This window comes from Pectobacterium zantedeschiae, from assembly GCF_004137795.1.
Classification (GTDB): Bacteria; Pseudomonadota; Gammaproteobacteria; order Enterobacterales; family Enterobacteriaceae; genus Pectobacterium; species Pectobacterium zantedeschiae.
In genome coordinates this window covers 2,106,693-2,131,353 of record NZ_NWTM01000001.1, presented here as the reverse complement: position 1 = coordinate 2,131,353, position 24,661 = coordinate 2,106,693, and the positions used below count along the sequence as shown (strand labels likewise).

20 protein-coding genes are annotated in these 24,661 nt (G+C 51.6%); 6 read left to right on the top strand and 14 right to left on the bottom strand.

Annotation, left to right across the window (positions count from 1 at the left end; genetic code table 11):
- Window positions 1–145 precede the first annotated feature (145 nt).
- The 3 genes from nagC to nagB form a co-directional block, all read right to left on the bottom strand.
- Entirely contained in the window at window positions 146–1,369 is a 1,224-nt protein-coding gene (gene nagC, locus CLR69_RS09700) for a DNA-binding transcriptional regulator NagC (protein ID WP_129712523.1), read from the bottom strand.
- 95 nt (window positions 1,370–1,464) lie between these two features.
- Window positions 1,465–2,610 (bottom strand): N-acetylglucosamine-6-phosphate deacetylase, encoded by a 1,146-nt coding sequence (nagA, locus tag CLR69_RS09695; protein ID WP_129703583.1) that lies wholly within the window; start codon window positions 2,608–2,610, stop codon window positions 1,465–1,467.
- Window positions 2,611–2,629: 19 nt separating this feature from the next.
- Complete coding sequence (gene nagB / locus CLR69_RS09690) at window positions 2,630–3,430, bottom strand: glucosamine-6-phosphate deaminase (protein WP_129703585.1); 801 nt, start codon at window positions 3,428–3,430, stop codon at window positions 2,630–2,632.
- A gap of 360 nt (window positions 3,431–3,790) precedes the next feature.
- On the opposite strand from nagB, the gene nagE reads away from it, so the two are divergent.
- Window positions 3,791–5,287, top strand: a complete 1,497-nt coding sequence (nagE, locus tag CLR69_RS09685; RefSeq protein ID WP_129703587.1) for an N-acetylglucosamine-specific PTS transporter subunit IIBC — start codon at window positions 3,791–3,793, stop codon at window positions 5,285–5,287.
- Between the two features lie 174 nt (window positions 5,288–5,461).
- Window positions 5,462–7,120, top strand: a complete 1,659-nt coding sequence (gene glnS / locus CLR69_RS09680) for a glutamine--tRNA ligase (protein WP_129712522.1) — start codon at window positions 5,462–5,464, stop codon at window positions 7,118–7,120.
- Between the two features lie 64 nt (window positions 7,121–7,184).
- On the opposite strand, the gene fur is transcribed toward glnS, so the two are convergent.
- Both fur and fldA read right to left on the bottom strand, forming a co-directional pair.
- Entirely contained in the window at window positions 7,185–7,634 is a 450-nt protein-coding gene (fur, locus tag CLR69_RS09675) for a ferric iron uptake transcriptional regulator (protein ID WP_129703590.1), read from the bottom strand.
- A 330-nt stretch (window positions 7,635–7,964) separates the two neighbouring features.
- Window positions 7,965–8,492 carry a flavodoxin FldA gene (gene fldA, locus CLR69_RS09670; RefSeq protein ID WP_010285453.1) on the bottom strand — a complete coding sequence of 176 codons (528 nt, stop codon included), beginning with the start codon at window positions 8,490–8,492 and terminating at the stop codon, window positions 7,965–7,967.
- Between the two features lie 887 nt (window positions 8,493–9,379).
- On the opposite strand from fldA, the gene CLR69_RS09665 reads away from it, so the two are divergent.
- Window positions 9,380–11,047: a methyl-accepting chemotaxis protein gene (locus tag CLR69_RS09665; RefSeq protein WP_129703592.1), complete on the top strand. Its 1,668-nt coding sequence runs from the start codon at window positions 9,380–9,382 to the stop codon at window positions 11,045–11,047.
- Between the two features lie 113 nt (window positions 11,048–11,160).
- On the opposite strand, the gene ybfE is transcribed toward CLR69_RS09665, so the two are convergent.
- Entirely contained in the window at window positions 11,161–11,442 is a 282-nt protein-coding gene (gene ybfE / locus CLR69_RS09660; protein ID WP_010285457.1) for a LexA regulated protein, read from the bottom strand.
- A gap of 291 nt (window positions 11,443–11,733) precedes the next feature.
- Complete coding sequence (ybfF, locus tag CLR69_RS09655) at window positions 11,734–12,501, bottom strand: esterase (RefSeq protein ID WP_129712521.1); 768 nt, start codon at window positions 12,499–12,501, stop codon at window positions 11,734–11,736.
- A 273-nt stretch (window positions 12,502–12,774) separates the two neighbouring features.
- Between ybfF and seqA the strand changes: the two genes are divergently transcribed.
- Both seqA and pgm read left to right on the top strand, forming a co-directional pair.
- Window positions 12,775–13,311, top strand: a complete 537-nt coding sequence (gene seqA / locus CLR69_RS09650; RefSeq protein WP_129712520.1) for a replication initiation negative regulator SeqA — start codon at window positions 12,775–12,777, stop codon at window positions 13,309–13,311.
- A gap of 126 nt (window positions 13,312–13,437) precedes the next feature.
- A complete protein-coding gene (gene pgm / locus CLR69_RS09645) occupies window positions 13,438–15,081 on the top strand; it encodes a phosphoglucomutase (alpha-D-glucose-1,6-bisphosphate-dependent) (protein ID WP_129712519.1) in 1,644 nt (547 codons plus the stop codon).
- A gap of 63 nt (window positions 15,082–15,144) precedes the next feature.
- On the opposite strand, the gene CLR69_RS09640 is transcribed toward pgm, so the two are convergent.
- From CLR69_RS09640 to kdpF, 7 genes are all read right to left on the bottom strand, one after another.
- Window positions 15,145–15,573, bottom strand: coding sequence for an EamA family transporter (locus tag CLR69_RS09640; protein WP_129704883.1), 429 nt, complete (start codon window positions 15,571–15,573; stop codon window positions 15,145–15,147).
- Window positions 15,574–15,655: 82 nt separating this feature from the next.
- Complete coding sequence (gene kdpE / locus CLR69_RS09635) at window positions 15,656–16,336, bottom strand: two-component system response regulator KdpE (RefSeq protein ID WP_129703600.1); 681 nt, start codon at window positions 16,334–16,336, stop codon at window positions 15,656–15,658.
- Window positions 16,337–16,341: 5 nt separating this feature from the next.
- Complete coding sequence (gene kdpD / locus CLR69_RS09630; protein WP_129712518.1) at window positions 16,342–19,089, bottom strand: two-component system sensor histidine kinase KdpD; 2,748 nt, start codon at window positions 19,087–19,089, stop codon at window positions 16,342–16,344.
- 301 nt (window positions 19,090–19,390) lie between these two features.
- Window positions 19,391–19,966 carry a potassium-transporting ATPase subunit KdpC gene (kdpC, locus tag CLR69_RS09625; RefSeq protein ID WP_129712517.1) on the bottom strand — a complete coding sequence of 192 codons (576 nt, stop codon included), beginning with the start codon at window positions 19,964–19,966 and terminating at the stop codon, window positions 19,391–19,393.
- Window positions 19,967–19,978: 12 nt separating this feature from the next.
- Window positions 19,979–22,123 (bottom strand): potassium-transporting ATPase subunit KdpB, encoded by a 2,145-nt coding sequence (kdpB, locus tag CLR69_RS09620; RefSeq protein WP_129712516.1) that lies wholly within the window; start codon window positions 22,121–22,123, stop codon window positions 19,979–19,981.
- 15 nt (window positions 22,124–22,138) lie between these two features.
- Window positions 22,139–23,827 carry a potassium-transporting ATPase subunit KdpA gene (gene kdpA / locus CLR69_RS09615; RefSeq protein ID WP_129712515.1) on the bottom strand — a complete coding sequence of 563 codons (1,689 nt, stop codon included), beginning with the start codon at window positions 23,825–23,827 and terminating at the stop codon, window positions 22,139–22,141.
- The gene (kdpF, locus tag CLR69_RS09610; protein ID WP_113627333.1) at window positions 23,827–23,916 is read right to left on the bottom strand and encodes a K(+)-transporting ATPase subunit F; all 90 of its coding nucleotides are present in this window, start codon (window positions 23,914–23,916) and stop codon (window positions 23,827–23,829) included. The genes kdpA and kdpF overlap by 1 nt, the downstream gene beginning before the upstream one ends.
- Before the next feature lie 409 nt (window positions 23,917–24,325).
- On the opposite strand from kdpF, the gene CLR69_RS09605 reads away from it, so the two are divergent.
- Window positions 24,326–24,532: a YbfA family protein gene (locus CLR69_RS09605; RefSeq protein WP_129712514.1), complete on the top strand. Its 207-nt coding sequence runs from the start codon at window positions 24,326–24,328 to the stop codon at window positions 24,530–24,532.
- Window positions 24,533–24,661: the final 129 nt, after the last annotated feature.

Genomic DNA, 24,661 nt, shown 5'->3' with positions numbered 1-24,661 from the left:
CCATAGGAATTCAATATTATTTAATGAAAAAAGCCATTGCTGTGGTGTTTCGTTAATTTATTGGGTTTTTTGGTGTTGATTCGTCAAATACATGGAAGGGAAAGGCCGGGTTTTTAGTGATTACATAATCCGGCCAGAAAGGGAATCAGGCGTTTTCGAGCAATTGCTGTAGCAGAACACCATTTAGCATCGCACGTTTGACCAATGCAAAGGCGCTGATAGCCGAAAGATGGTTGAGGCTGGAAATCTCAATCGGCAGGTTATGACGAAATTCTTTCAGTACCTGCGTGTTGATGCAGCGTTGAATCGCAGGAAGTAGTGTTTTTTCTGCTTCGGTAATTTCACCAGCAATCACGACTTTCTGTGGATTGAACAGATTGATCGCGATGGAAAGTGCTTTACCAAGATTGAGTCCAACCTGTTCGATCACCTCACGGGCGAGGGCGTCGCCCCGGTTTGCCGCTTTGCAAATTGCCGAAATCGTACTGTTATTTGCAGAAAGCTTGCTGGGGTAGCCTTGGCGCAGCAGATGTTGTACACGTTGTTCAATTGCTCCGTTGGCGACAACCGTTTCCAGACAACCGAAGTTACCACAGTGGCAGCGATCGCCGAGTGGATCGATCTGAATATGGCCAATCTCGCCCACGTTGCCGTTACTGCCGAGAAAAATTTGTCCGTTGACGAGGATACCCGCCCCCGTACCGCGATGCACACGTACCAGAATAGAATCCATTGAGTCGTGGGTGGCACCGAAATAATGCTCTGCCAGTGCCAGACTGCGGATGTCGTGGCCGACAAAGCTGATAACGTTGAAGTGGCGTTGCAGGTTTTCAACCAGTTGCCAGTTATTTACGCTGATGTGCGGCATATAGCGGACAATGCCCGCAACCGGATCGACCAACCCCGGCAGCACCACGGAGATCGCAATAAGCTCGCGGATACGGCGTTGGTGGATGGTGATAAAGTCACTGATAGACTGAAAGAGCGTGGCTTCCAGCGCCTCCTGAGTTTTTTCTTGCAGGTCGTAGTGCGTTTCTTCTAGCGCTTTTCCCTGCAAATCGTACAGCGCGATGGTGGCGTCATAACGACCAAGACGTATGGCGATGGTATGGAAAGGGCGATTTTCGGTGATAATCGAAATGGCGCGTCTGCCACCAGTGGAAGCCTGCTGATCGACTTCTTTGATGAGTCCGCGTTCCAGAAGCTGGCGGGTTATTTTGGTGACGCTGGCGGGCGCGAGTTGGCTCTGTTCTGCTACCTGAATCCGTGAGATTGGGCCTTGCTGATCAATCAGGCGGTAAACCACCGCGCTGTTTAATTGCTTAACCAGATCGACATTCCCTATCTGCGCCTGTCCGCCTGTGGTCATTAAAGGTTACTCGCTTAGGTTTAACTCAACGTTGGGGAAACCTTATCTCGGTTTACCCCTGCGTATTTCCGTTTTACCCCAAGACGTTTCTCGCTTTATCCCCAAACAGGATTACCGTTAACAAAGGTCTTGAGAATGTGATAATCACGGTCAAATGCGGTCAGATTGGCCACTTTACCGCTTTCAATACTGCCTAACTGTCTATCGACGCCGATGGCGCGAGCGGGGTAGAGCGTAGCCATCCGAATTGCCTCATCCAGTGCGATACCAGCGTGTTCGACGCTATTACGCACGGCTTCGATCATCGTCAGTGCCGAACCGCTCAGGGTGCCGTGTTCATCGACACAAATGCCATCACGGTAGTATATGGTTTTACCAGCAAAAATGAACTGGTCAATATCTGCGCCAGCCGGTGCCGTGGCGTCGGTCACCAGAACCAGTTTATCGCCCTTGATACGCTTACTGTTGCGAATATTGGCCCAGTCTACGTGTCGACCATCTGCGATAATGCCACAATAGACTTCTGGGGCGTCATAAATCGCGCCGACTAGCCCAGGTTCACGCCCAGTCAAATACGGCATGGCGTTGAATAGGTGAGTGGCGAAGCGAATGCCAGCGGAAAAGCCCTGCTTAGCCTGTTCCCAGGTAGCGTTAGAGTGTCCGGCGGAGACGATAATACCCGCAGCCGTTAACTGGCGGATAACTGCCGGTTCGACTTCTTCCGGCGCCAGCGTAATTTTCGTAATCACATCCGCGTTGGTACACAGAAAATCGACGAGATCTTGCGTTGGTTTGCGGATAAAAGCAGGATCATGTGTGCCTTTTTTTATCACGTTCAGCCACGGGCCTTCGAGGTGCAATCCAAGCGCTTGATGTTTATTCTGCGCCAGCCAGTCTCTCATTACGTTGATGCTGTGTTTCATAAACGCATCGCTGGAGGTAATCAGCGTGGGTAAAAAACTGGTGCAGCCCGAACGCTGATTCGCCTGCTGCATGATCTCCAGCGTTTTGACGGAGATCGTATCCAGCGAGTCGTTAAATTGCACTCCGCCGCAGCCGTTTAGTTGGAGATCGATAAACCCTGGAGCGAGAAACGCACCGCCCAGATCGCGTTGTTCAATGTCAGCAGGGAGCTCAGCAAGTGGGCAGACTCGCTCGATCAGCCCATTAGCAATCACGACGGCGTGATTATCCAGAATCTGATGGCCGGTGAAAATCCGGCTATGGGTTAAGGCGTACATCATCGACTCCCGCGATCGGTTAAAGATTTTTCATACTTTCCGTTTCTAACTCACGGAAATATTTAACGGTTTTTACCTTCAGCTCCATTGTTGAAGGTTCGTCACAAACCATAATGGCTTTAGCATGAAGTTGCAGACAGCTGATGGTCCACATGTGGTTGACGTTGCCTTCGACCGCTGCCTGTAGTGCCTGAGCCTTGTTGCGACCGGTCACCAGAATCATCACTTCTTCGGCATCCAGCAACGTACCGACGCCCACGGTCAGGGCAAATTTAGGCACCAGACTGACGTCCCCACCGAAGAAACGAGAATTGGCGATACGGGTTTCTTCCGTCAACGTTTTGATGCGAGTGCGGGAAGCCAGGGAGGAGGCGGGTTCATTGAAGGCGATATGTCCGTCATTGCCCACGCCACCCATGAAAAGATGAATTTTCCCGTAGGACTTTATTTTCTCTTCATAACGGCGACATTCTGCTGTGGTGTCTTCTGCGTTGCCGTTCAACAGGTTAATGTTTTCACGCGGAATATCAATGTGATTGAAGAAATTCTGGTGCATGAAGGTATGATAGCTTTCCGGGTGATCGGTCGGCAGGCCGACATATTCATCCATGTTGAAAGTTACAACGTGTTTGAAGCTCACCAGACCCGCTTTATGCATGGCGACCAGCGATTTATATGCTTCCAGCGGTGAACTGCCTGTTGGTAGCCCAAGAATGAAAGGGCGCTCAGCGCTGGGATTGAAGGCATTAATTTTCTCAACAATGTGGCGGGCGGCCCATTTTCCGACGTCGGCGGCGGTAGTTAAGGGAATGAGTCTCATCAGCGCTCTCCTGATTTTTAGTGGAATTAAAGACGTTATTGCGCAAATCACGCCAGTCACGCGTTTTGTCTATGCATTAAAATTAGTCTACTCTGTTTTTTTTAATCTTGAAATAAGTTGGGGTTTTATTCAGGTATAAACTTTTTATATGCAGTTTTTTGGTGATTTTTATCACATAATTACGGGGTTTAATTTGTGTAGCGAATTATTTTTCTTACACTCCCCCTAAGAACTATCGCTGTGCCTGTTTTTTCGACAATGACGCTTTGTAATCGTGAAGTTTTTCGGCAGTGAAATTTATTGGCAGGTTTGTTTGCCCCACAACATTTCATTTACCTCGCAAAGGTAAGAGAGGGAAAAGTGAGTACTCTGAGCTATTTACAAAAAGTCGGCCGGGCATTGATGGTGCCTGTCGCGACACTGCCTGCTGCCGCTATCCTGATGGGGATAGGTTACTGGATTGATCCGGTTGGTTGGGGAAGCGAAAACGCGTTGGCAGCACTTCTCATCAAATCGGGTGAGGCGATTATCGGGCATATGGCGGTGCTGTTTGCGGTCGGTGTCGCTTACGGTATGTCGAAAGATAAGGATGGCGCGGCGGCATTAACCGGTTTTGTCGGTTATCTGGTGCTGACCACGTTGTGTTCCCCGGCCGTTGTCGCCATGATCCAGCGGATCCCTGTTGAACAGGTGCCCGCTGCGTTTGGCAAGATTGAAAACCAGTTTATCGGGATTCTGGTCGGTGTCATGTCCGCCGAATTGTATAACCGCTTCAGCCAGGTTGAATTGCCTAAAGCGCTGTCGTTCTTCAGTGGGCGGCGTCTGGTACCGATTCTGGTTTCTTTCCTGATGATTCTGGTGGCGTTCATTTTAATGTACGTCTGGCCAGTGATTTACAATGCGCTGGTATCGTTTGGTGAACATATTCAACAGTTGGGATCTGCTGGTGCTGGGGTTTATGCCTTCTTTAACCGTTTGCTGATTCCTGTTGGGTTGCACCACGCGCTCAACTCCGTGTTCTGGTTTGATGTTGCGGGTATCAATGATATTCCTAACTTCCTCGCAGGCCAGCAGTCAATCGATTCTGGCAAAGCCGTGGTGGGGATCACCGGACGTTATCAGGCGGGCTTCTTCCCGATTATGATGTTTGGCCTGCCGGGAGCCGCGCTGGCGATTTACCACTGCGCGCGCCCTGAGAACAAAAGTAAAGTTGCGGGGATCATGCTGGCGGCGGCGTTTGCTTCATTCTTCACTGGCATCACTGAGCCGCTGGAATTCTCATTTATGTTCGTTGCGCCAGTGTTGTACTTCCTGCATGCGTTACTGACGGGCTTCTCCGTCTTTATCGCGGCTAGTATGCATTGGATTGCCGGTTTTGGCTTCAGTGCCGGTCTGGTGGATATGGTGCTGTCCTCGCGTAACCCCCTGGCCACCCAGTGGTACATGCTGATTGCACAAGGGCTGGTATTCTTCGTTATTTACTATGTGGTGTTCCGCTTTACTATCACGCGCTTCAATCTATTAACACCGGGACGCGAGCTGGCAGTGAGCGGTAGCGAAGCCGATGGATATGACGTAAGTACTGCCTCTGCGAGTGAAAAATCAAGTGATACGGTGACGTTGGCGCGCGGCTATTTGCAGGCGCTTGGCGGTAAAGCCAACGTGATCGGCATTGATGCTTGTATCACGCGTTTGCGTTTGAATGTGGCTGACTCTTCTCTGGTTGATGATGCGCAAGCGAAGCGTCTTGGTGCGGCAGGTGTTATTCGTCTGAATAAGCAGAGTGTGCAGATTGTCGTGGGCACGCAGGCTGAATCGATCGCAACCGCACTGAAAGCAGAACATGACAAAGCGTAATGTGACGGCGTTACTTGTTTAACGCGGTGTTATGCCGATGAAAGCGATGGGCGAGATAGCAATCTCGCCCTTTTTTTTCGTTATGAATAATTAAATGAAACTAACGGTTGTTTCCCAGCGTAGCTTGTTGGATCATTGTCGGTTATACGTCGTTTTAGCATTGAGGAATGAAGAATGAGTGAGGCTGAAGCCCGCCCAACCAACTTTATCCGTCAGATTATCGATGAAGATCTGGCGTCCGGTAAGCATGACCATATTCAGACGCGTTTCCCGCCAGAGCCGAACGGCTATCTGCATATTGGGCATGCAAAGTCTATTTGCCTGAATTTTGGTATCGCACGTGACTATCAGGGGCAGTGCAACCTGCGTTTTGACGATACCAATCCGGTAAAAGAAGATATCGAATACGTTGAGTCGATCAAACGTGACGTCGAGTGGCTGGGTTTTTCATGGAGCGGCGATGTTCGCTATTCTTCTGATTATTTCGATCAACTGCACGCTTATGCGGTTGAGTTGATCGGTAAAGGGCTGGCTTACGTTGATGAACTGACGCCTGAACAGATTCGTGAATACCGTGGCACATTGACGGCGCCGGGTAAAAATAGCCCTTACCGCGATCGCACTGTGCAGGAAAACCTGTCGCTGTTTGAAAAGATGCGTAACGGTGGGTTTGCGGAAGGTACTGCTTGTTTGCGTGCAAAAATCGATATGGCATCGTCCTTTATCGTGATGCGTGATCCCGTGTTGTATCGCATTAAATTCGCCGATCACCATCAGACGGGGAATAAGTGGTGCATCTACCCGATGTATGACTTCACCCACTGTATTTCCGATGCCCTGGAAGGGATCACTCATTCGCTGTGTACGCTGGAATTCCAGGATAACCGCCGCCTGTACGATTGGGTGCTGGATAACATCTCGATTCCTTGCCATCCACGTCAGTATGAATTTTCCCGCCTTAACCTCGAATACGCGATTATGTCCAAGCGTAAGCTGAATCAACTGGTCGTGGAAAACGTCGTTGAAGGATGGGACGATCCGCGTATGCCGACCATCTCGGGTCTGCGTCGTCGTGGTTACAGTTCGTCCTCTATCCGTGAATTCTGTGTACGCATCGGCGTAACGAAGCAGGATAACAACGTAGAAATGGCCGCGCTTGAATCTTGTATCCGCGATGACCTGAATGAAAATGCTCCGCGTGCGATGGCAGTGCTGGATCCGATCAAAGTGGTGATCGAAAATCTGCCAGCCGACCACGAAGAGTTTGTTGCGATGCCAAATCATCCGAATAAACCAGAGATGGGCTCACGTCAGGTGGCATTCAGCCGTGAAGTGTATATCGATCGCGCTGACTTCCGTGAAGAAGCTAACAAGCAGTACAAGCGTCTGGTGTTGGGTAAAGAAGTTCGCCTGCGTAATGCTTATGTGATCAAAGCCGATCGTATTGAAAAAGACGAGCAGGGTACCATCACCACGATTTACTGTAGTTATGATGCGGAAACGCTGAGCAAAGATCCTGCGGATGGTCGTAAAGTAAAAGGCGTTATCCACTGGGTTTCTGCGGCGCATGCGGTGCCGGCGGAATTCCGTTTGTACGATCGTTTGTTTAGTGTGGCAAATCCTGCTGCGGCGGAAGATTTCCTGTCGACGATTAACCCTGACTCACTGAAAATTACGCAAGGTTTTGTAGAAGCGAGTTTGGCGGAGGCTGAAGTAGAGAAAGCGTATCAGTTTGAGCGCGAAGGTTACTTCTGTGCCGATCGCATTTACTCAAGTTCGGAACACCTGGTGTTTAACCGTACGGTTGGACTACGAGATACCTGGGTAGGCTAAAGTTACCCGGTAAAAAGACAAAAATAAAACCGCCTCGGCGGTTTTATTTTTTTATGCGGTCGATTTATCGTGTGGAATCGTGCAGGGTTTCATCCTCTCGGCAATCCCCTTCACTGCAATGCCCATAGAGATACAAACTGTGGTTGGTCAGTTTAATGCCGTGTCTTTCTGCGATCTCGCGCTGACGTGCTTCGATATATTCATCGCGGAATTCAATGACTTTGCCACAGTCGAGGCAAATTAAGTGATCGTGATGATGCTGCTGCGTCAATTCGAAGACGGATTTGCCACCTTCGAAGTTATGACGGGTGACGATACCCGCATCATCAAACTGGTTGAGTACGCGATAGACGGTAGCAAGACCAATCTCTTCGCCCATATCAATCAGTCTCTTATATAAATCTTCCGCACTGACGTGATGGCAGACAGGATCCTGTAACACTTCCAGTATTTTCAGTCTTGGAAGAGTGACTTTCAGGCCGGCCTTCTTTAATGCGGTATTGTTGTCAGTCATGCGGGTTTAGTCCTGTTGCTTACTTATCAATGGAGGCTGCCTAGCCTATGACATCGGTCGGCTCAAAAAATGTAATAACGTCCCAATTATAGAACCGCACATACAAAATGAAAACAAGGGAATGTTAACAATATTGTCCCCATTCACACTACTGGTATACAACGCAATCCGTTGTTGATGAATGAGGAAATGAAGATGCACCTATAAAACCGATGGGATTATTGTACAGGTTTACTGATAGAAGTTAAAAAAATGTATCAATTATTATGAAAGGTTTTATCTATCAATGCTGTTTTGGCTCTGATAGGGGGTATCAGAGCCAAAAATGGATTAGCCAACCAGCTCTTTCAGGTTCAGCTCATCGCTGATCTGTTTTACCCACGTCGTCACACGTTCGCTGGTGAGTTCAGGCTGACGGTCTTCATCGATAGCTAAACCAATAAAGTGATTGTCGTCTGCAAGCCCTTTAGAGGCTTCAAAGTAATAGCCTTCTGTTGGCCAGTGGCCGACAATCGTCGCACCGCGCGGTTCAATAATGTCACGGATGGTGCCCATGGCATCACAGAAGTATTCCGCATAGTCTTCCTGATCGCCGCAACCAAACAGAGCAACCAATTTTCCTGTGAAATCAACTTCTTCCAGTGACGGGAAGAAATCATCCCAATCACATTGGGCTTCACCGTAATACCAGGTTGGAATACCCAACAGCAGAATATCGAAACCTTCGAGGTCTTCTTTGCTGCTTTTGGCGATGTCATGGACATCCGCAACGTTGGTGCCTAACTGCTGTTGGATCGTTTTAGCAATGTTTTCAGTGTTGCCAGTATCACTGCCAAAGAATATTCCGATGAGTGCCATGAATTGAATAACCTCTTGATTCCTAATGGTATGGTGTAATATTTCACCCACTTATCTGTTAATAATAACAGACACTCACATCGGGAGAAACTCGTATCGGTAAGGAGGCGTAAATCAAGAGCGTGTCAAAGGCGCGCGTCAGGAAGAGAAATGAAAAGCATCTCTGCTGATGTCAAAATCCTCATAATGAATGTGGTTTATGTTATCGTCTGAGATTAAATGGAGGTATCCTCAATATCATTATGGTTATTAACTCATAACCATGTTTCATTTTTTATGAATGTGTTTTTTATTTTTTCAACTTGTTCCGATTGTAATTAAAAGCAGACTTCTGTTTGTGAAAAATAAAAGTCACGGAGCGGTACATTACTATTTAGGTGAATTAAAATTCATACAAAAGATAATGTTTTTATCGAATTGAAAACCGTAACACTCCACGGGAATATTCCTAACAAAAGAGAATAAGAACTATAACCATTTATAGCTGAAACGATGCACTGCTGCGGATAATGGCCTTATTCTTTTGATGTTAAAGAATAAAATGGAAATTCATCTCTAATCACCGTACTGCATGAGAGATTGTTCATGCCAGCGTGCATAGAGCCTGGGTGGTGATGCCTTCACCTGCAACCCTCTGATTAAAATCCTTATATCTGTAAAAAAGGTGAATTTATTCTCAGTATGAAAAATTATATTAATAAATATAGCGAGAACGCTAAATATTCTCGGTAATTAGCCGATGAGTTAGCGTGGTTTTTGAGTTTTCAACTCGGTGAAATGTGAACGCTAGGGAGAAGTGACCTGTTTCATGGTGTGAATTTTCTGATTCATATCGGTTGATTAGCGATAAAAATCTTTTTAACCATTTTCCTGATTTGGAGTGAACTATGAGACTTATAAAAAATATTGCTATCAGAACCGCTATGTTATGGGTGCTGGGCATTTTTTGTGTCCTTTGGGGCGGCGTATCAATATATACCATGTTCTCTTTTAAAGAGATGACGGCGACTTCGAAGACCAGCACCTTGCTGGTTCAGAACATGAATTTTATCAACCAGGGCAACGATCAATACTTCCGCATGGTAACCCGTCTGGCGCGCGCTGTTGACGCTCGTCGTAGCGGTGATAATGCAACCGCAGATAAAGAGCAGGCATCGGCGTTAGTTGCACTGGATAAACTGAAGTCTGATCTGGTGGCGTTTAATGCTATCGATCATGCGAGTCTGGACGATGCGCTGGTACAGGCTGTCAGCCGTGACTGGAACAATCTGGTTGTTCAAGGTGTTGAGCCGCTTTACCAAAAGGCTGCGGCCAATGCACTAGATGACTACCAAAATCATGCCAAGAACGTGGTGCCACCATTGAGTCGCCAGTTTGGCGCATCTCTGTCCGCGTTTAGTAACGCTAGTGCAGAAAAATTCGCTGCCGCGGGTGTTCGTTTTGAAAGAATCACCACGATTGGGCAGAACATTTTGCTTAGTGGGCTGTTTATCGGCCTTATCATGCTGTTCCTGACCGACCGTTATCTGGTGGTGTGTCTGGTTCGTCCGTTAAATGATCTGCGCTATCACTTTAGCGTGATTGCTTCTGGTCACCTGGGTAAACCGATTCTGGATTTTGGTAATAACTGTGTCGGTCGCCTGTTCCCACTGCTGCGTGAAATGCAGGGAAGTCTGGCTAACACCGTTAGTACGATCAGAAACAGTACAGACTCCATCTATCAGGGGGCTTCTGAGATTGCTGCGGGTAACAACGATCTGTCATCACGTACCGAAGAGCAGGCTTCTGCGCTGGAAGAAACCGCAGCCAGCATGGAGCAACTGACGGCAACGGTGAAACAGAACGCCGAAAACGCCAACCACGCCAGCCAGCTCGCATTGCAGGCCTCGACAACGGCGAAGAAGGGCGGTGACATCGTTGAGAACGTGGTGAAAACCATGGCGGAAATCTCCGGCAGCTCAAGAAAAATCGCAGAAATCACCACCGTGATTAACGGCATCGCTTTCCAGACCAATATTCTGGCATTAAACGCGGCAGTAGAAGCGGCGCGTGCGGGTGAACAAGGGCGTGGTTTTGCCGTGGTTGCGGGAGAAGTTCGCAGTCTGGCGCAGCGTAGTGCGCAGGCAGCAAAAGAGATTGAAGGGCTGATTTCTGAATCGGTTCGCTGTGTGGATACTGGTTCCAACCTGGTTAGCGATGCTGGTGACACCATGCAGGATATCGTCCGTGCAGTCACTAACGTGACAGATATCATGGGTGAAATCGCTTCTGCATCGGAAGAGCAGAGCAAAGGTATTGCGCAGGTTGGTCAGGCGGTGGCGGAAATGGACAGCGTAACGCAGCAAAACGCCGCGTTGGTTGAGCAGGCCTCTTCGGCAGCCTTGTCGCTGGAAGAACAAGCGGCATTGCTGAACCAGACCGTGTCGCTGTTCCAACTGTCTGATTCGCAGTCAGCGCTGCAAGTGGCAGCAAAACCGGTGCAGAAAGCGCAGGTGATTGCCCCTCGTGCAGGTAAAGCGCTACCGGTCAGTAGCGACAACTGGGAAAAATTCTAACTGTTGTTTTAATCCGGGATGGTGTTTTTAGTCTTGGGTTAACGTTCAGGCGGCGTCAGAAATGGCGCCGCACAAGATGTGAATACTGAATGATGTGAATATCGTTACGTCAATCAGGACTGTTGCTCGGCCAATTGCGCCAACAGCATCTCTTCAATCAATTCACTGCGGCTAATGTTCCGCTCTTCAGCAAGGCTGTTCAGGATATCGACGGCGTCACTGTTAATCTTTAATTCAACACGGCGCAAGCCACGAACTTTATCGCGACGTAGTTGATTACGTTTGTTAATTCTTAGTTGTTCGTCACGTGTGAGCGGGTTGGTCTTGGGGCGGCCCGGACGACGCTCATCTGCGAACAGATCCAGTGTGGTGCGATCCGTTTGTTCTTTTGCCATAAGTAATGATACTGCAAGGTATTCGGACCAAAAGACACGGTGCCGTCCGTCTTGTTCTACAAATAAAACCGATGCCTATTCTCATCCTGAAACAGAATTGTCAGGTCGCGGTTTGCCTATGTGTGGAACATGCCGGGAAGTTATGCGTGCATTTTGATGAAGTGGTTACAATGCTTGTGGCTGAATCAGCCGTCCCTCTACTGCGAGCGCCATCATACCCTAGCCGCACTGGCGGCGACAACGGTTAACTGTCGCCGTTGCCATGAATCCACCAGTGTGAGTATCGTCTGGTTAATTCGCGTCCAGAAAACGATGGATGGCGCGCAAAACCGCATCGGGTTTTTCTGAGTGAACCCAGTGGCCTGCGCCACTGACTACATGTGCACGCGCGGCTGGGAACTGGCGCAGCAGTGAATCACGGTAGCGATCGTCCAAATAGGGAGAATCGCCGCCGCGAATGAACAATATTGGCCCTTGCCAAGCCGGAACATCTTGCCACCCAACGATATTTTCGTACTGTTCCCACAAAACCGGTACGTTAAAACGCCACGCTCCCTGCTGGAAGGATTTCAGCAAAAACTGAATCACGCCCTCTTCTTCTATATGCTGGCGCATGAGGGCTGTCGCTTCGGTTCGTGATGTCAAGCCGGCTTCCGTTACGGCGCGTAGCGCGGCGAAAATGGTGTCGTGGCGGCGCACTTGATAATCCACTGGCGCGATATCAATCGCGACCAGTTTGTCCAGTCGTTCTGGAATGAGTCCACTGAGTGCCATGGCGACTTTCCCGCCCATCGAATGGCCAATAACAATAGCGCGTTCGATGTTCAGTTCATCCAGTAGCTCTAGCACGTCCTGCGCCATCGCAGGGTAGTTCATCTGTGATGAACGCGGTGACAAACCGTGATTGCGTAAATCGATTTGCAGAATGTCATGCGTGTTTTGCAAATCCCGAGCCAGTACGCCAAGGTTATCTAGTGTGCCAAACAGGCCATGAATCAGGACAACAGGGAGTTTATCTGTGGGCTGGTGCGCATTTTGCCAGCGATGATTCAATTTCATAGTGAAGGTCATTCAGAGAGACATGGGCTTAGGGTATCATGACTTTAGATGCAATGTTGTCACTGAAGGAACAGCATAGCCACTCAAATGGATGTGAAAGACATTGGGGCATAGTCTGACTTTTGGTATTGTCCCATTATGCCGCTGTTCGATAATGTTTGAACGCCTGTATAATCCTTTTGATTTGAGTCATCTACCCATCGATGTCGGGTTGCAGAAGGGAAGTATCTCTGTAATTTGCACGATAATGGGTAAAAACAGCACTGGATAAAGATGAAAACTATTGAAGTCGACGAAGAGCTTTATCGTTATATTGCCAGCCACACACAGCATATTGGTGAGAGCGCATCGGATATTTTACGGCGTATGCTGAAGTTTACTGCTGGGCAGCCTATCGCAACGCCAGCGGTAGAGGCGACGGCAACGGCGATGTCTCAGCCTGCCACTGCGCCAAGCCCGCGCGATCGAGTACGCACCCTTCGTGAGCTGCTGCTGTCGGATGAATACGCTGAACAGAATAAGGCCATTAATCGCTTTATGCTGGTTCTGTCTACGCTGTATACCTTATCGCCGCAGGAGTTTGCTGCCGCGACGGAATCTCTTCATGGTCGCACGCGGGTCTATTTCGCGGGCGACCAACAGACATTGCTTCAGCATGGCACACACACAAAGCCTAAACATATTCCAGGCACGCCATACTGGGTCATTACCAACACGAATACCGGTCGTAAACGTAGCATGGTTGAGCACATCATGTTGACGATGCAGTTCCCTGCGGAACTGACAGAAAAAGTGTGCGGAACCATCTAATCATCTATCTATGCCCTGAATCATTCGAGTTGCGTGAAGTCAATTCACAAGCAGCTTGAAGGATGAGGGGTATAGCATTAACCACTTATCTAACTACACTAACTACAGCGTTAGGGAGAAGCGCCAATGGCTAATCACCCAAGAGCCGGACAGCCTGCCCGGCAGAGCGATTTGATAAATGTGGCGCAGTTAACGTCACAATATTATGTGCTGCGCCCAGAAGTCGGTAACACAGCACATGCGGTGAAATTCGGTACGTCTGGCCATCGCGGTAGTGCGGGGCGTCATAGCTTTAACGAACCACACATTCTGGCAATTGCGCAGGCGATTGCTGAAGAGCGTAAAAAGCAGGGCGTCAGCGGCCCGTGCTATGTAGGTAAAGACACTCACGCGCTCTCCGAGCCTGCGTTTATTTCCGTACTGGAAGTGTTGGCTGCTAACGGTGTGGATGTGATCGTTCAGTTGGATAATGGTTTTACGCCAACTCCTGCGGTGTCTAACGCGATTCTGGTTCACAATCGTCAGGGCGGCGCGCTGGCGGACGGCATTGTGATTACGCCGTCCCACAACCCGCCGGAAGATGGCGGCATCAAATATAATCCACCGAACGGTGGTCCTGCTGACACCAACCTTACAAGTGTCATTGAGACGCGCGCAAATGCGCTGCTGGCCGATGAACTGCGTGACGTGAAGCGCATTACGCTGGATCAGGCGTTGAAAAGCGGACATGTTCACGAGCAGGATCTGGTTCAGGCCTATGTAGAAGGGCTGGCTAGCGTGGTGGACATGGCGGCGATTCAGCGCGCGGGTCTGAAACTGGGTGTCGATCCGCTGGGTGGTTCCGGTATTGCCTACTGGCAGCGCATCGCAGAGCACTATAAGCTGGATCTGACGTTGGTTAACGACGCAGTCGATCAGACATTCCGCTTTATGTCGCTGGATCATGATGGTGTGATCCGTATGGATTGCTCGTCAGAATTCGCCATGGCTGGGCTGCTGGCGCTGCGTGATAAATTCGATCTGGCGTTTGCCAACGATCCTGACTATGACCGTCACGGTATTGTCACCCCGGCGGGGTTGATGAACCCTAACCACTATCTGGCGGTGGCGATCAACTATTTGTTCCAGCATCGTCCACAGTGGGGGCAGTCTGTTGCCGTCGGCAAAACGCTGGTATCCAGTGCGATGATTGACCGCGTGGTGGAAGATTTGGGCCGCAAACTAGTGGAAGTTCCGGTTGGCTTCAAGTGGTTCGTTGACGGCCTGTATGACGGCAGCTTTGGCTTTGGCGGTGAAGAAAGTGCAGGGGCTTCCTTCTTGCGCTTTGACGGCACGCCGTGGTCGACGGACAAAGACGGGATCATCCTGTGTCTGCTGGCGGCGGAAATTACGGCCGTGACGGGTAAAAACCCGCAGCAGCATTATGATGAACTGGCACAACGCTTTGGTGCGCCGAGCTACAACCGTATTCAAGCGTCTGCAACGCATGCGCAAAAAGCTGCGCTGTCTAAACTGTCGCCTGAACAAGTGTCGGCCAGCACGCTGGCGGGCGATCCGATCACTGCTCGCCTGACCGCTGCGCCGGGCAACGGAGCATCGATTGGTGGCCTGAAAGTGATGACCGAGAACGGCTGGTTTGCAGCGCGTCCTTCAGGTACGGAAGAGGCTTACAAGATCTACTGTGAAAGTTTCCTCGGGGTGGAACACCGCGAGCGAATCGAGAAAGAAGCGGTAGAGATTGTTAGTGCGGTGCTTGCAAGCGCCAAATAAGTTAAAAGGGCGCTGCTTGCAGCGCCTTTTTCATCTCGTACAACCAGAAAACGCAGAATGCCTTTATCCCAACGCGACCAGTAGAGCACCTGCGGAAATCAGCGCAACACCCGCTCCCGCCATCAGCGAAATTTTTTCTCCCAGCAGTATGACCGCCAGCACAACGGCAAATACCACGCTGAGTTTATCGATCGGCGCGACCTGTGCGACGTTACCGGTCTTCAACGCGACAAAGTAAAACAGCCATGACAATGCCCCCGCGACGCCGCTGAGCACAATGAACAACAGTGCTTTCTTATTGGCAATAATCTCGCCGACCAGCCCCAGCTTACCTTGCGCGACCACCACTCCCACCAGAAAAAGCGCCATGATGACGGCACGAATCGCGGTTGCCGTATTAGCGTCCAAATTTTGCAAACCGATCTTGCCAAATATCGCGACCATCGCAGCGCATACCGCAGACAGCAAGGCGTAAATCAACCAACTACTCATGACGATGTATTCCTGAAGAAAAGACGGGCGCGTACTACGGGAGATATTCTCCACGTACGTCGCCTGATACAGAAAGATGATTTTACGGCATAAATCGATAACCGATAGCGGTTTCAGTCAATAGATGGCGCGGTCTTGCGGGGTCGCTTTCCAGCTTCTGGCGCAGATGTCCCATATAAATGCGTAGATAGTGGCTGTGCTCGACGGCGTTGGGTCCCCAGACCTGCGTCAGAAGCTGGCGCTGCGTCAGCACTTTTCCGGGGCTGGCGAGTAAAGTCGCCAGCAGACGAAACTCAATGGGAGTCAGGTGTAATGCCTGACCATCGCGATTCACCTGTCGATTAAGCAAATCAACGGTGATCGTACCGAAACTCACCAGCGGCGTTTCCTGCTGAGTATTGCTATGGCGACGTAGTGCGACACGCAGTCGTGCCAGCAGCTCTCCGATACCAAATGGTTTGGTCAGGTAATCATCGGCACCAGCGTCCAGTGCGTCTATTTTATCCTGTTCGTCGGTACGAGCAGACAGCACGATCACGGGCAGGCTGCTCCACTGGCGTAAATCACGGATGTAGTCAATACCGTTGCCGTCCGGCAGGCCTAAATCGAGGATAATCAGATCGGGTTTGCGCGTGGCCGCTTCCAACAGGCCGCGCTGCATCGTTTCTGCGTCAAATACGCGACAGCCTTCTCCTTCCAGCGCTTGACGAACAAAACGACGGATCTCTTTTTCATCTTCAACGATCAGAATAGTGGCCTGCAATGGATTCAGTGCTCCTCAATATCTTCCGGTTCGAGATCTGGCGGTGCCGACAGCGGTAGCGTGAAATGGAAGGCTGCACCGCCGCTTTCGGCATGAGTTGCCCAGATACGACCGCCGTGAATTTCCACAATTGCCCGGCAGATCGCCAGCCCCAGTCCTACGCCGGGAATCGATGACTCTTTGTGGCCGCGGGAGAATTTATCAAAAATCATGCTTTCCTGCCCGTGCTCAATCCCTGGGCCATTGTCCTGCACGATGATTTCCAGTGCGTTTTCCTGCATATCGGTCTGCATGGCGGCACTTATTGGAATAACGCTTGCCGAAATAACGATCGTAGCCTGCTCTCCGGCGTATTTCAGCGCATTCTCCAGCAGGTTAATGAACACGCGCTCCATCAAGCCAGCATCACAATAAACCAGAACCATCTCATCGGGTAGATTAACCCGGATAGTGTTTTTCGCCAGTGCGGTTTCCAACTGTTGCAGGGCACTACCGATTAACTCCTCCGGCGTTTGCCACTCTTTACGCAGGTTAAAACCATCCGACTGAATACGTGCCATATCGAGCAGATTATTTACCAGCCGTGTCGTGTTTAAAATGTGCTGGCGAATCTGGTTAGCCTGCTGAGCATAAGGCGACCCTTCGCTCGCCAGATTCAGCGTCAGAATTTCAGCCTGACCAAAAAGTACGGTCAGCGGAGTACGTAGATCGTGCGAAAGTGCGGCAAGCAACGAGTTACGCAATTGCTCACGCTCGGCATCCAGCCTGGCATTTTCCGTACTTTGCATCAGGTGCAGACGCTCCAGTGCATTGGCGATCAGCACGGTAAAGGTTTCCAGCAGGCGCTGTTGCTCGGGAATCATCAACTGCCGTGCGTTATTGGGTTCGATAGCCAAGACGCCGAAGATTTGCTGCGTGGTGGCGAGCGGCAGAATCTGATACGGCACGCCGGGCAGGGTGGATGTTCCCGCTCCGGCAGGCGCACGATGATCGAAGCTCCAGCGAGCGATAGCGTTATCTACGATCAACTGCTGATTATCCCGTGTGGGCTGCGCTAAGTCGGACGAGGTGTGGTGCAGGCTATCGGCCAGCAGAACTGCGATCTTGGCCTGAAACGTTGTGCTGAGAAAATGCTGACTGGTTTCGACGATATCGGCGCTAGACAGGCTGCGGTTCAGTGCCTTGGACATCTCATACAGATGACGGACGCGCTGCTCGCGATAGCGGGCGACTCTGGCCTGATAGCGCACGCCTGCCGTCAGGTTACCGACCAGCAGGCCGACGCCGAGCATGACGGCAAAGGTCACTAGATATTGGGCATCCGATACGGCAAATGTGCCGCGTGGCAGAATAAAGAAGAGATCGAAACTGGCAACGTTGATGACGGCCGCGAATACTGACGGCCAGCGGCCAAAGAAAAGCGCGACGATCACGACGGCCAGCAGATAGATCATCACCAGATTGACCGGTTCCAGCATGGCAAACGGCGACCATGAGGCGAGCAGGGTGATAAAGGCACACAGCAGCGTTGCCAACCCGCAACCGAATAGCTGCATGCGCCATTTCTCTACCAGCCCACGTGCATCAGGTGTCTTAATTGGTGCGGCAGGCACGTCGTCCTGCACAGCGACCACAACCAGATCGAGATCCGGCCCCAGCCTGCCGAGCCGTTCGGCAAAACGGGTGCGCCACCACCAGCCGAAGCGCTGTTCCACATGGCGGCCAATGACGATTTTGCCGAGGTTATGCTCACGCGCATAGCGCAGGACGGCAATCTCTTCATCGGGTTCGGATAGCGTAACGGTTTCTGCCCCGAGATCCTGCGCCAGCTTGAGTGCACGTAAAATGGCACGCCGCTGCGGTTCGGGTAAGCGGTGCAGGCGCGGCGTTTCAACATAAACCGCATGCCAGGCGCTGCCTAAGCGCGCCGCGAGCCGTGCTGCCGTGCGCACCAGTTTTTCATTGCCTGTGCCGTGACCGATGCATAACAGAATGGCGTCGCGTGTATGCCAGACTTGTTCTCGACCTTGTCCAGCACGCATGGCGCGCATTTGATCGTCAACCCGATCTGCCATACGTCTCAGTGCCAACTCGCGTAGGGCGATCAAATTTCCTTTACGGAAAAAATTCTCGACGGCACGTTCGGCCTGAAGCGGCAAATACACTTTGCCTTCATTCAAACGCTGTCGCAGGTCGTCTGGCGGCAGGTCCACCAAAATGACTTCGCTGGCCTGATCGAAGATCGGATCCGGCACCGTTTCTCGCACTCTTATCCCCGTGACGCCCCCGACCACGTCGTTCAGGCTTTCCAGATGCTGGACGTTCACCGTAGTAAAGACATCGATACCGGCATCAAGTAGTTCCTGCACGTCCTGCCAGCGCTTGGGATGACGTGAGCCATGGACGTTGCTGTGTGCCAGTTCGTCGATCAGAATCAGTGCCGGACAGCGTGCGAGTGCAGCATCCAGATCGAATTCAACAGTGTGGCGACCGTGATGGCGAAGATGCTTGAGAGGCTGTTGCGGTAATCCATCCAGCAGCGCGGCGGTTTCGCTACGTCCGTGGGTTTCGACCACGCCAACAAGAATATCCAATCCTTGCGCCCGTAGCCGTTGAGCTTCCTGCAACATGGCATAGGTTTTCCCTACGCCTGCACAGGCGCCAAAAAAGATTTTCAGTTTGCCACGCGGCGGTGTACCGACTTGTGCCAGCAGGCTATCGGGATCCGGGCGACGATCTTCACCGTCAATCATGTTCTATCCCTTATTAGCGCGGCCTGAACCGTGGTCAGGCCGCAGATAGCGATTTGTGGAACGAAAACGGTGGTAATGGGATAGAAGAGTAAAGCGTTTGCGCCAGGGACAAAAACGTCGGGAACGTTTTTGAACGTCGCTTGCGACGGCTCTGTAAGGGTGAATCTCAGGGATGAGATTCATATCCGCGCAAGCCGAGCGTACAGGGACGTATTCACAGAGTCTTTACGATCTACCCATTACCACCGCTCTACGGCCTCAGCGGGGTTCCGTATAATGATTAATAGTAACGCACTGTCGATTAGGGCAGCGGTTTTTCCTTATCCAGCGCCAGATTAAGCAGCAGGACATTGACCGCGGGTTGCCCGATGAACGCGGGCCTACTGGTCTCAGTAAAGCGATCGATTAATTGCTGTACCTGCTGGAGCGACATCCCTCTGGCCTGGGCGATGTAGAGCGCCTGGTAGCGTGCCGCCTCTGGGGATATCTGCGGATCCAGTCCGCTGCCGGATGCCGTCAACAGCTCAGTAGGTACTGGATTCTGATTGCCGACGGCCTGATGCCAGTAAGTGGCGCGTTCGCCAATCTGTTTATCCAACGCCGGATTGCTGGCGGCCAAGTTGCTACCGCCCGACGCCAGCGCGTTATAGGGTGCATCCGACGTCGCGGAGGGGCGTCCCTGAAAATAGCCAGCCCGACTGAACGACTGCCCGATCAGGGATGAACCGACGACGGTATTGTCACGATAAATCAGCGATCCGTTTGCCTGTGCTGGAAATAGCCACTGTGCCAGCACGGTGGTCAGCAGCGGATACGCCAGACCGGTCAACAGGAGTAATAACAAGAATAAAAACAAAGAAGAACGTAAATAACGCATACCCGTCAGTCCTTAAGCCAGATTCAGCACGGTCAGTAACATATCAATGAGCTTGATACCGAGGAACGGCACCAGCAGCCCGCCAAGACCATAAATCCACAGATTGCGGCTTAGCTGTGCTGCCGCGCTCATGGGTCGATAGCTAATCCCTTTAAGCGCTAACGGGATGAGAAACACGATAATCAGCGCATTGAAGATCACCGCTGACAGCATGGCCGACGTGGGGGAGTGCAACTGCATCACGTTTAACGCATTGAGCTGCGGATAGGTGGCAGCAAAGGCGGCTGGGATAATGGCGAAATATTTCGCCACGTCGTTGGCGATACTGAACGTCGTCAGCGAGCCGCGCGTCATCAGCATCTGTTTGCCGATATGCACCACTTCGATCAGCTTGGTCGGGTTGGAATCCAGATCGACCATGTTGCCCGCTTCTTTCGCGGCCTGCGTACCGGAGTTCATGGCAACCGCAACGTCTGCCTGCGCCAGTGCGGGAGCATCGTTAGTGCCGTCGCCTGTCATTGCCACCAGCCGACCTTCGGCCTGATACTGGCGAATCAGCGCCAGCTTGGTTTCCGGTGTGGCTTCCGCCAGAAAATCATCGACGCCTGCTTCTGCGGCAATAGCTGCCGCTGTGAGCGGGTTATCACCGGTGATCATCACGGTTTTGATCCCCATGCTGCGCAGCTCGGCAAAGCGTGTTTTGATGCCGCTTTTCACGATATCTTTCAGTTCCACCACGCCAAGCACGCGTTTGCCTTCTGCAACGACCAGCGGCGTTCCCCCGCTACGTGCAACGTTGGATACCGCTTCCTCGACCTGATGCGGGAAATCGCCATTGTTCGCTTCAATGTAGCGACGCAGGGCATCGACGGCGCCTTTACGAATGGTACGTTGCCCGAAATTGACGCCACTCATGCGCGTCTGGGCAGTAAAGGGAACAAAGGTTGCGTCTAATTGTTGTAAGTCTTGTTCCGCCAGATTAAAGCGCTGTTTTGCCAGCACCACGATGCTGCGGCCTTCGGGCGTTTCATCGGCTAACGAGGCGAGGCGTGCGGCGTCAGCCAGCGCTTGCTCGGTGACGCCCGGCGCGGGCAGGAAGGCGGAAGCCTGGCGATTACCCAGTGTAATGGTGCCGGTCTTATCCAGTAATAGAACGTCGATATCGCCCGCCGCTTCGACCGCCCGGCCGCTGGTGGCAATGACGTTAGCCCCCAGCATCCGGCTCATTCCTGCTACGCCGATAGCTGACAGCAGGCTGCCGATGGTGGTCGGGATCAGACAGACGAGCAGAGCGACAAGTACGGTTACACCGACGACATCGCCGCTGTGATTAGCTTGTACACCAAACCAGGAAAATGGATAGAGCGTCGCTGTCACCAGTAGGAAGATGAGCGTTAACTCGATCAACAGAATGGTCAGTGCGATTTCGTTTGGCGTTTTACGACGCTGCGCACCTTCGACCATCGCGATCATGCGATCGAGGAAGGTTTCGCCGGGGTTGACGCTACACTGAATCACCAGCCAGTCGGACAGCACGCGCGTACCGCCCGTGACGGAAGCGAAATCGCCGCCGGACTCGCGGATGACGGGAGCCGACTCCCCGGTAATGGCGCTCTCATCGACTGATGCGCCGCCTTCCAGCACTTCACCGTCGCACGGGATGGTTTCACCCGCGCTTACCAGTACGATATCGCCTTTGCGCAGACTGTCGGCTGGAACTGACTCCGAACTGGCGTTGTGATTTGGCGCAGTGAGCTTGTTAGCCCAACTGGTTTTTTTTACGCCTTTTAGCGCGTTTGCCTGCGCTTTACTGCGACCTTCTGCCAGCGCTTCGGCCATGTTGGCAAATAGCACGGTAAACCATAACCAGAGTGACACCAGCCCGGTAAACACGGCATTACCTTCCGTTTTACCTGCCAGAATAGCCAGCCAGACAAGGGTGGTTAGCATACTGCCGAGATACACCACAAACATGACCGGGTTGTGCCACTGCACGCGTGGGTCGAGTTTCTTCAGCGCATCTTTCAGCGCCGAGCGGATTAACGTTCTATCAAACAGCGTTTGCTGTTTACGTTTGCCAACGTGGCGGGAGACCTCATCCTGTTGAGATGAGGTCGGTTCCTGTGTTGCCTGATGATTCATCGTGTGACGAGTCATAAAGAGTCTCCAGCCTTAGTGGGTCAGGCCGAACTGTAAATGTTCAGCCACTGGCCCTAACGCCAGTGCAGGGATAAATGTCAGCGCACCAATCAGCAGAACGATGGCGATGAGCATGCCGATAAACAGCGGACTGCGGGTAGACAGTGAGCCTTTGCTTTCCGGCTGGCGCTTTTTCACGACCAGCGAACCGGCGATAGCCAGCACAGGCACCATGACGGCAAAGCGACCCAGCAGCATAGCGATAGCGAGCAAGACGTTATAGAACGGCGTGTTGACGCCCAGGCCAGCAAATGCGCTGCCGTTGTTATTCGCGGCGGAAGATACGGCATAGAGCACCTCGCTAAAGCCGTGTGCGCCGGGGTTCAGGATACCGCTGCGTCCGGCGTCAGTACTCAGCGCGATTGCCGTACCGAGCAGCACTAGCGCAGGGGGAATCAGTATCGCCAGCGCCGTCATCTTCATCTCGTAGACTTCGATTTTTTTACCCAGATATTCCGGCGAGCGGCCAATCATCAGGCCAGCGATAAAGACGGTCAGAAGCACAAACAGCAGCATGCCGTATAGTCCTGATCCGACGCCGCCGAACACCACTTCGCCAAGCTGCATCAGCCACATGGGAACCATACCGCCGAGTGCCGTGAAGGAGTCATGCATGGCGTTCACTGCACCTGTTGAGGTTGCCGTGGTGACAACGGCATACAGGCTGGAAGTCAGAACGCCAAAGCGCGTCTCTTTGCCTTCCAGATTCACGGCGCTGTCTGCCCCTAATGCCAGCAGATGTGGGTTACCGGTGATTTCCATTTTTATCACCACGGCCGCCGCAACGATAAAGATGAGCGCCATTGCCCACAGCAGCGCATGGCCCTGACGCTTGTCGCTGACGGCTTTACCAAAGGCGAAGCACAGCGCAGTAGGAATCAGCAGGATCGCCAGCATTTGCACGATATTGCTGAGTGCCGTCGGGTTTTCAAACGGATGCGCGGAGTTTGCGCCAAAGAAACCGCCGCCGTTGGTACCCAGTAGTTTAATGGCTTCCTGTGAGGCAACGGGTCCCATCGGCAGCGTTTGTGCTGCACCGTCGAGCGTGGTCAGATGTTGATAAGGCAGTAGGTTCTGCAATACCCCCTGACTGACAAAAAACAGCGCCAATAGCAGGGACAGCGGCAGCAACACGTACAGCGTGATACGTAACAGGTCGAGCCACGCGTTGCCCAGCGTATCGACACAGCGACGGGAAAAAGCGCGGATTAACGCGAAGGCCACCGCAATGCCGCTGGCGGCGGAAAGGAAGTTTTGTACCGTTAATCCGACCATCTGGCTTAGGTAGCTCAGCGAATTTTCACCGCTGTAAGCCTGCCAATTCGTGTTGGTGACAAAGCTGACGGCGGTGTTTAACGCTAAATGCCACGACAGCCCCGGCATATTTTCTGGGTTAAACGGCAGGTAGCCCTGTACCATTAACAGCACAAACAGGACGACAATACCGATCAGGTTAAGGGTCAGAATAGCCGCAGCATACTGCTGCCAGCGCATCTCAGTTGTATCCAGAGCGAAGAAATGCGCTGTCCCCGTTTCGAATTTTTGCAGGAGCGTACCCGTTTCACCCTCAATCAGGCGAGCCAGCCCGCTACCCAACGGCTGAGCGACGATCAGCACCGTGAGCAGCAGGCCAAAGATCAGTAAAAAAGCGTCAGCGGCCATCAGAATTCCTCCGCCTTCAACAGGGCATAAATCAGATAGGCCAGTAACAGCAGCACGAGCAGGCCACCTAAGACGATGCTAAGTGTCACAACACACCTCCAGAACAAAATAGACAGCGTCAGGGTAGGAAAACGCAGGAAAAGAAGGTGCAAATTTCCCGTCTGTGGGCGTAAAAAAAGTATAAAAATGGAGTGAAAAGCAGGCGTGAGAGGCGGTTATGAGGTTACGGGGTGAATAACATCCTATGTAGTGAGAAGTGCGGGAGTAAATTGATCCAATCTAAAACCATAAATTAACTAATGGTGAGTTTGTTTTTAACGTTGCTGTAACTTAATGACAAGATGGCGAAAAAATTGGCGATTATTTCATCTTTTTCTGGTCCGATGAGTAGTAAACTTTCAGGAAAGGCGGTAAAATTTTAACCAATGTCACAGTTCTTATTTTATCGTTATGAAAAGCGCTCCTGAAAAAGGGCGCTTATCCCAGAGGAGGATCGTTATGTCGCTTTATACTACTTATCCCTTGCACCGTATTCTCCTGCGTCGCGCTGCTGTGGTTGCCATCGGCCTGCTGGCGTTACCGGTGATGCTGTTTCGCCGCGATCGGGCACGTTTTTACAGCTATTTACACCGTGTCTGGCTGAAAACTAGCGATAAACCGGTATGGATGGCGCAGTCTGAAGCCGCTGCCTGCGATTTCTATTGATAATATCTCTCGCCAGCCTGCCGTTGGCTGTCCTGTTCGCGTAATGATGACGTCAGTACATTGCATACTGACGTCATGTGTTTGAACAAGCTCATATTCAACGGCAATCATTAAGCGCCATTTCTGTTA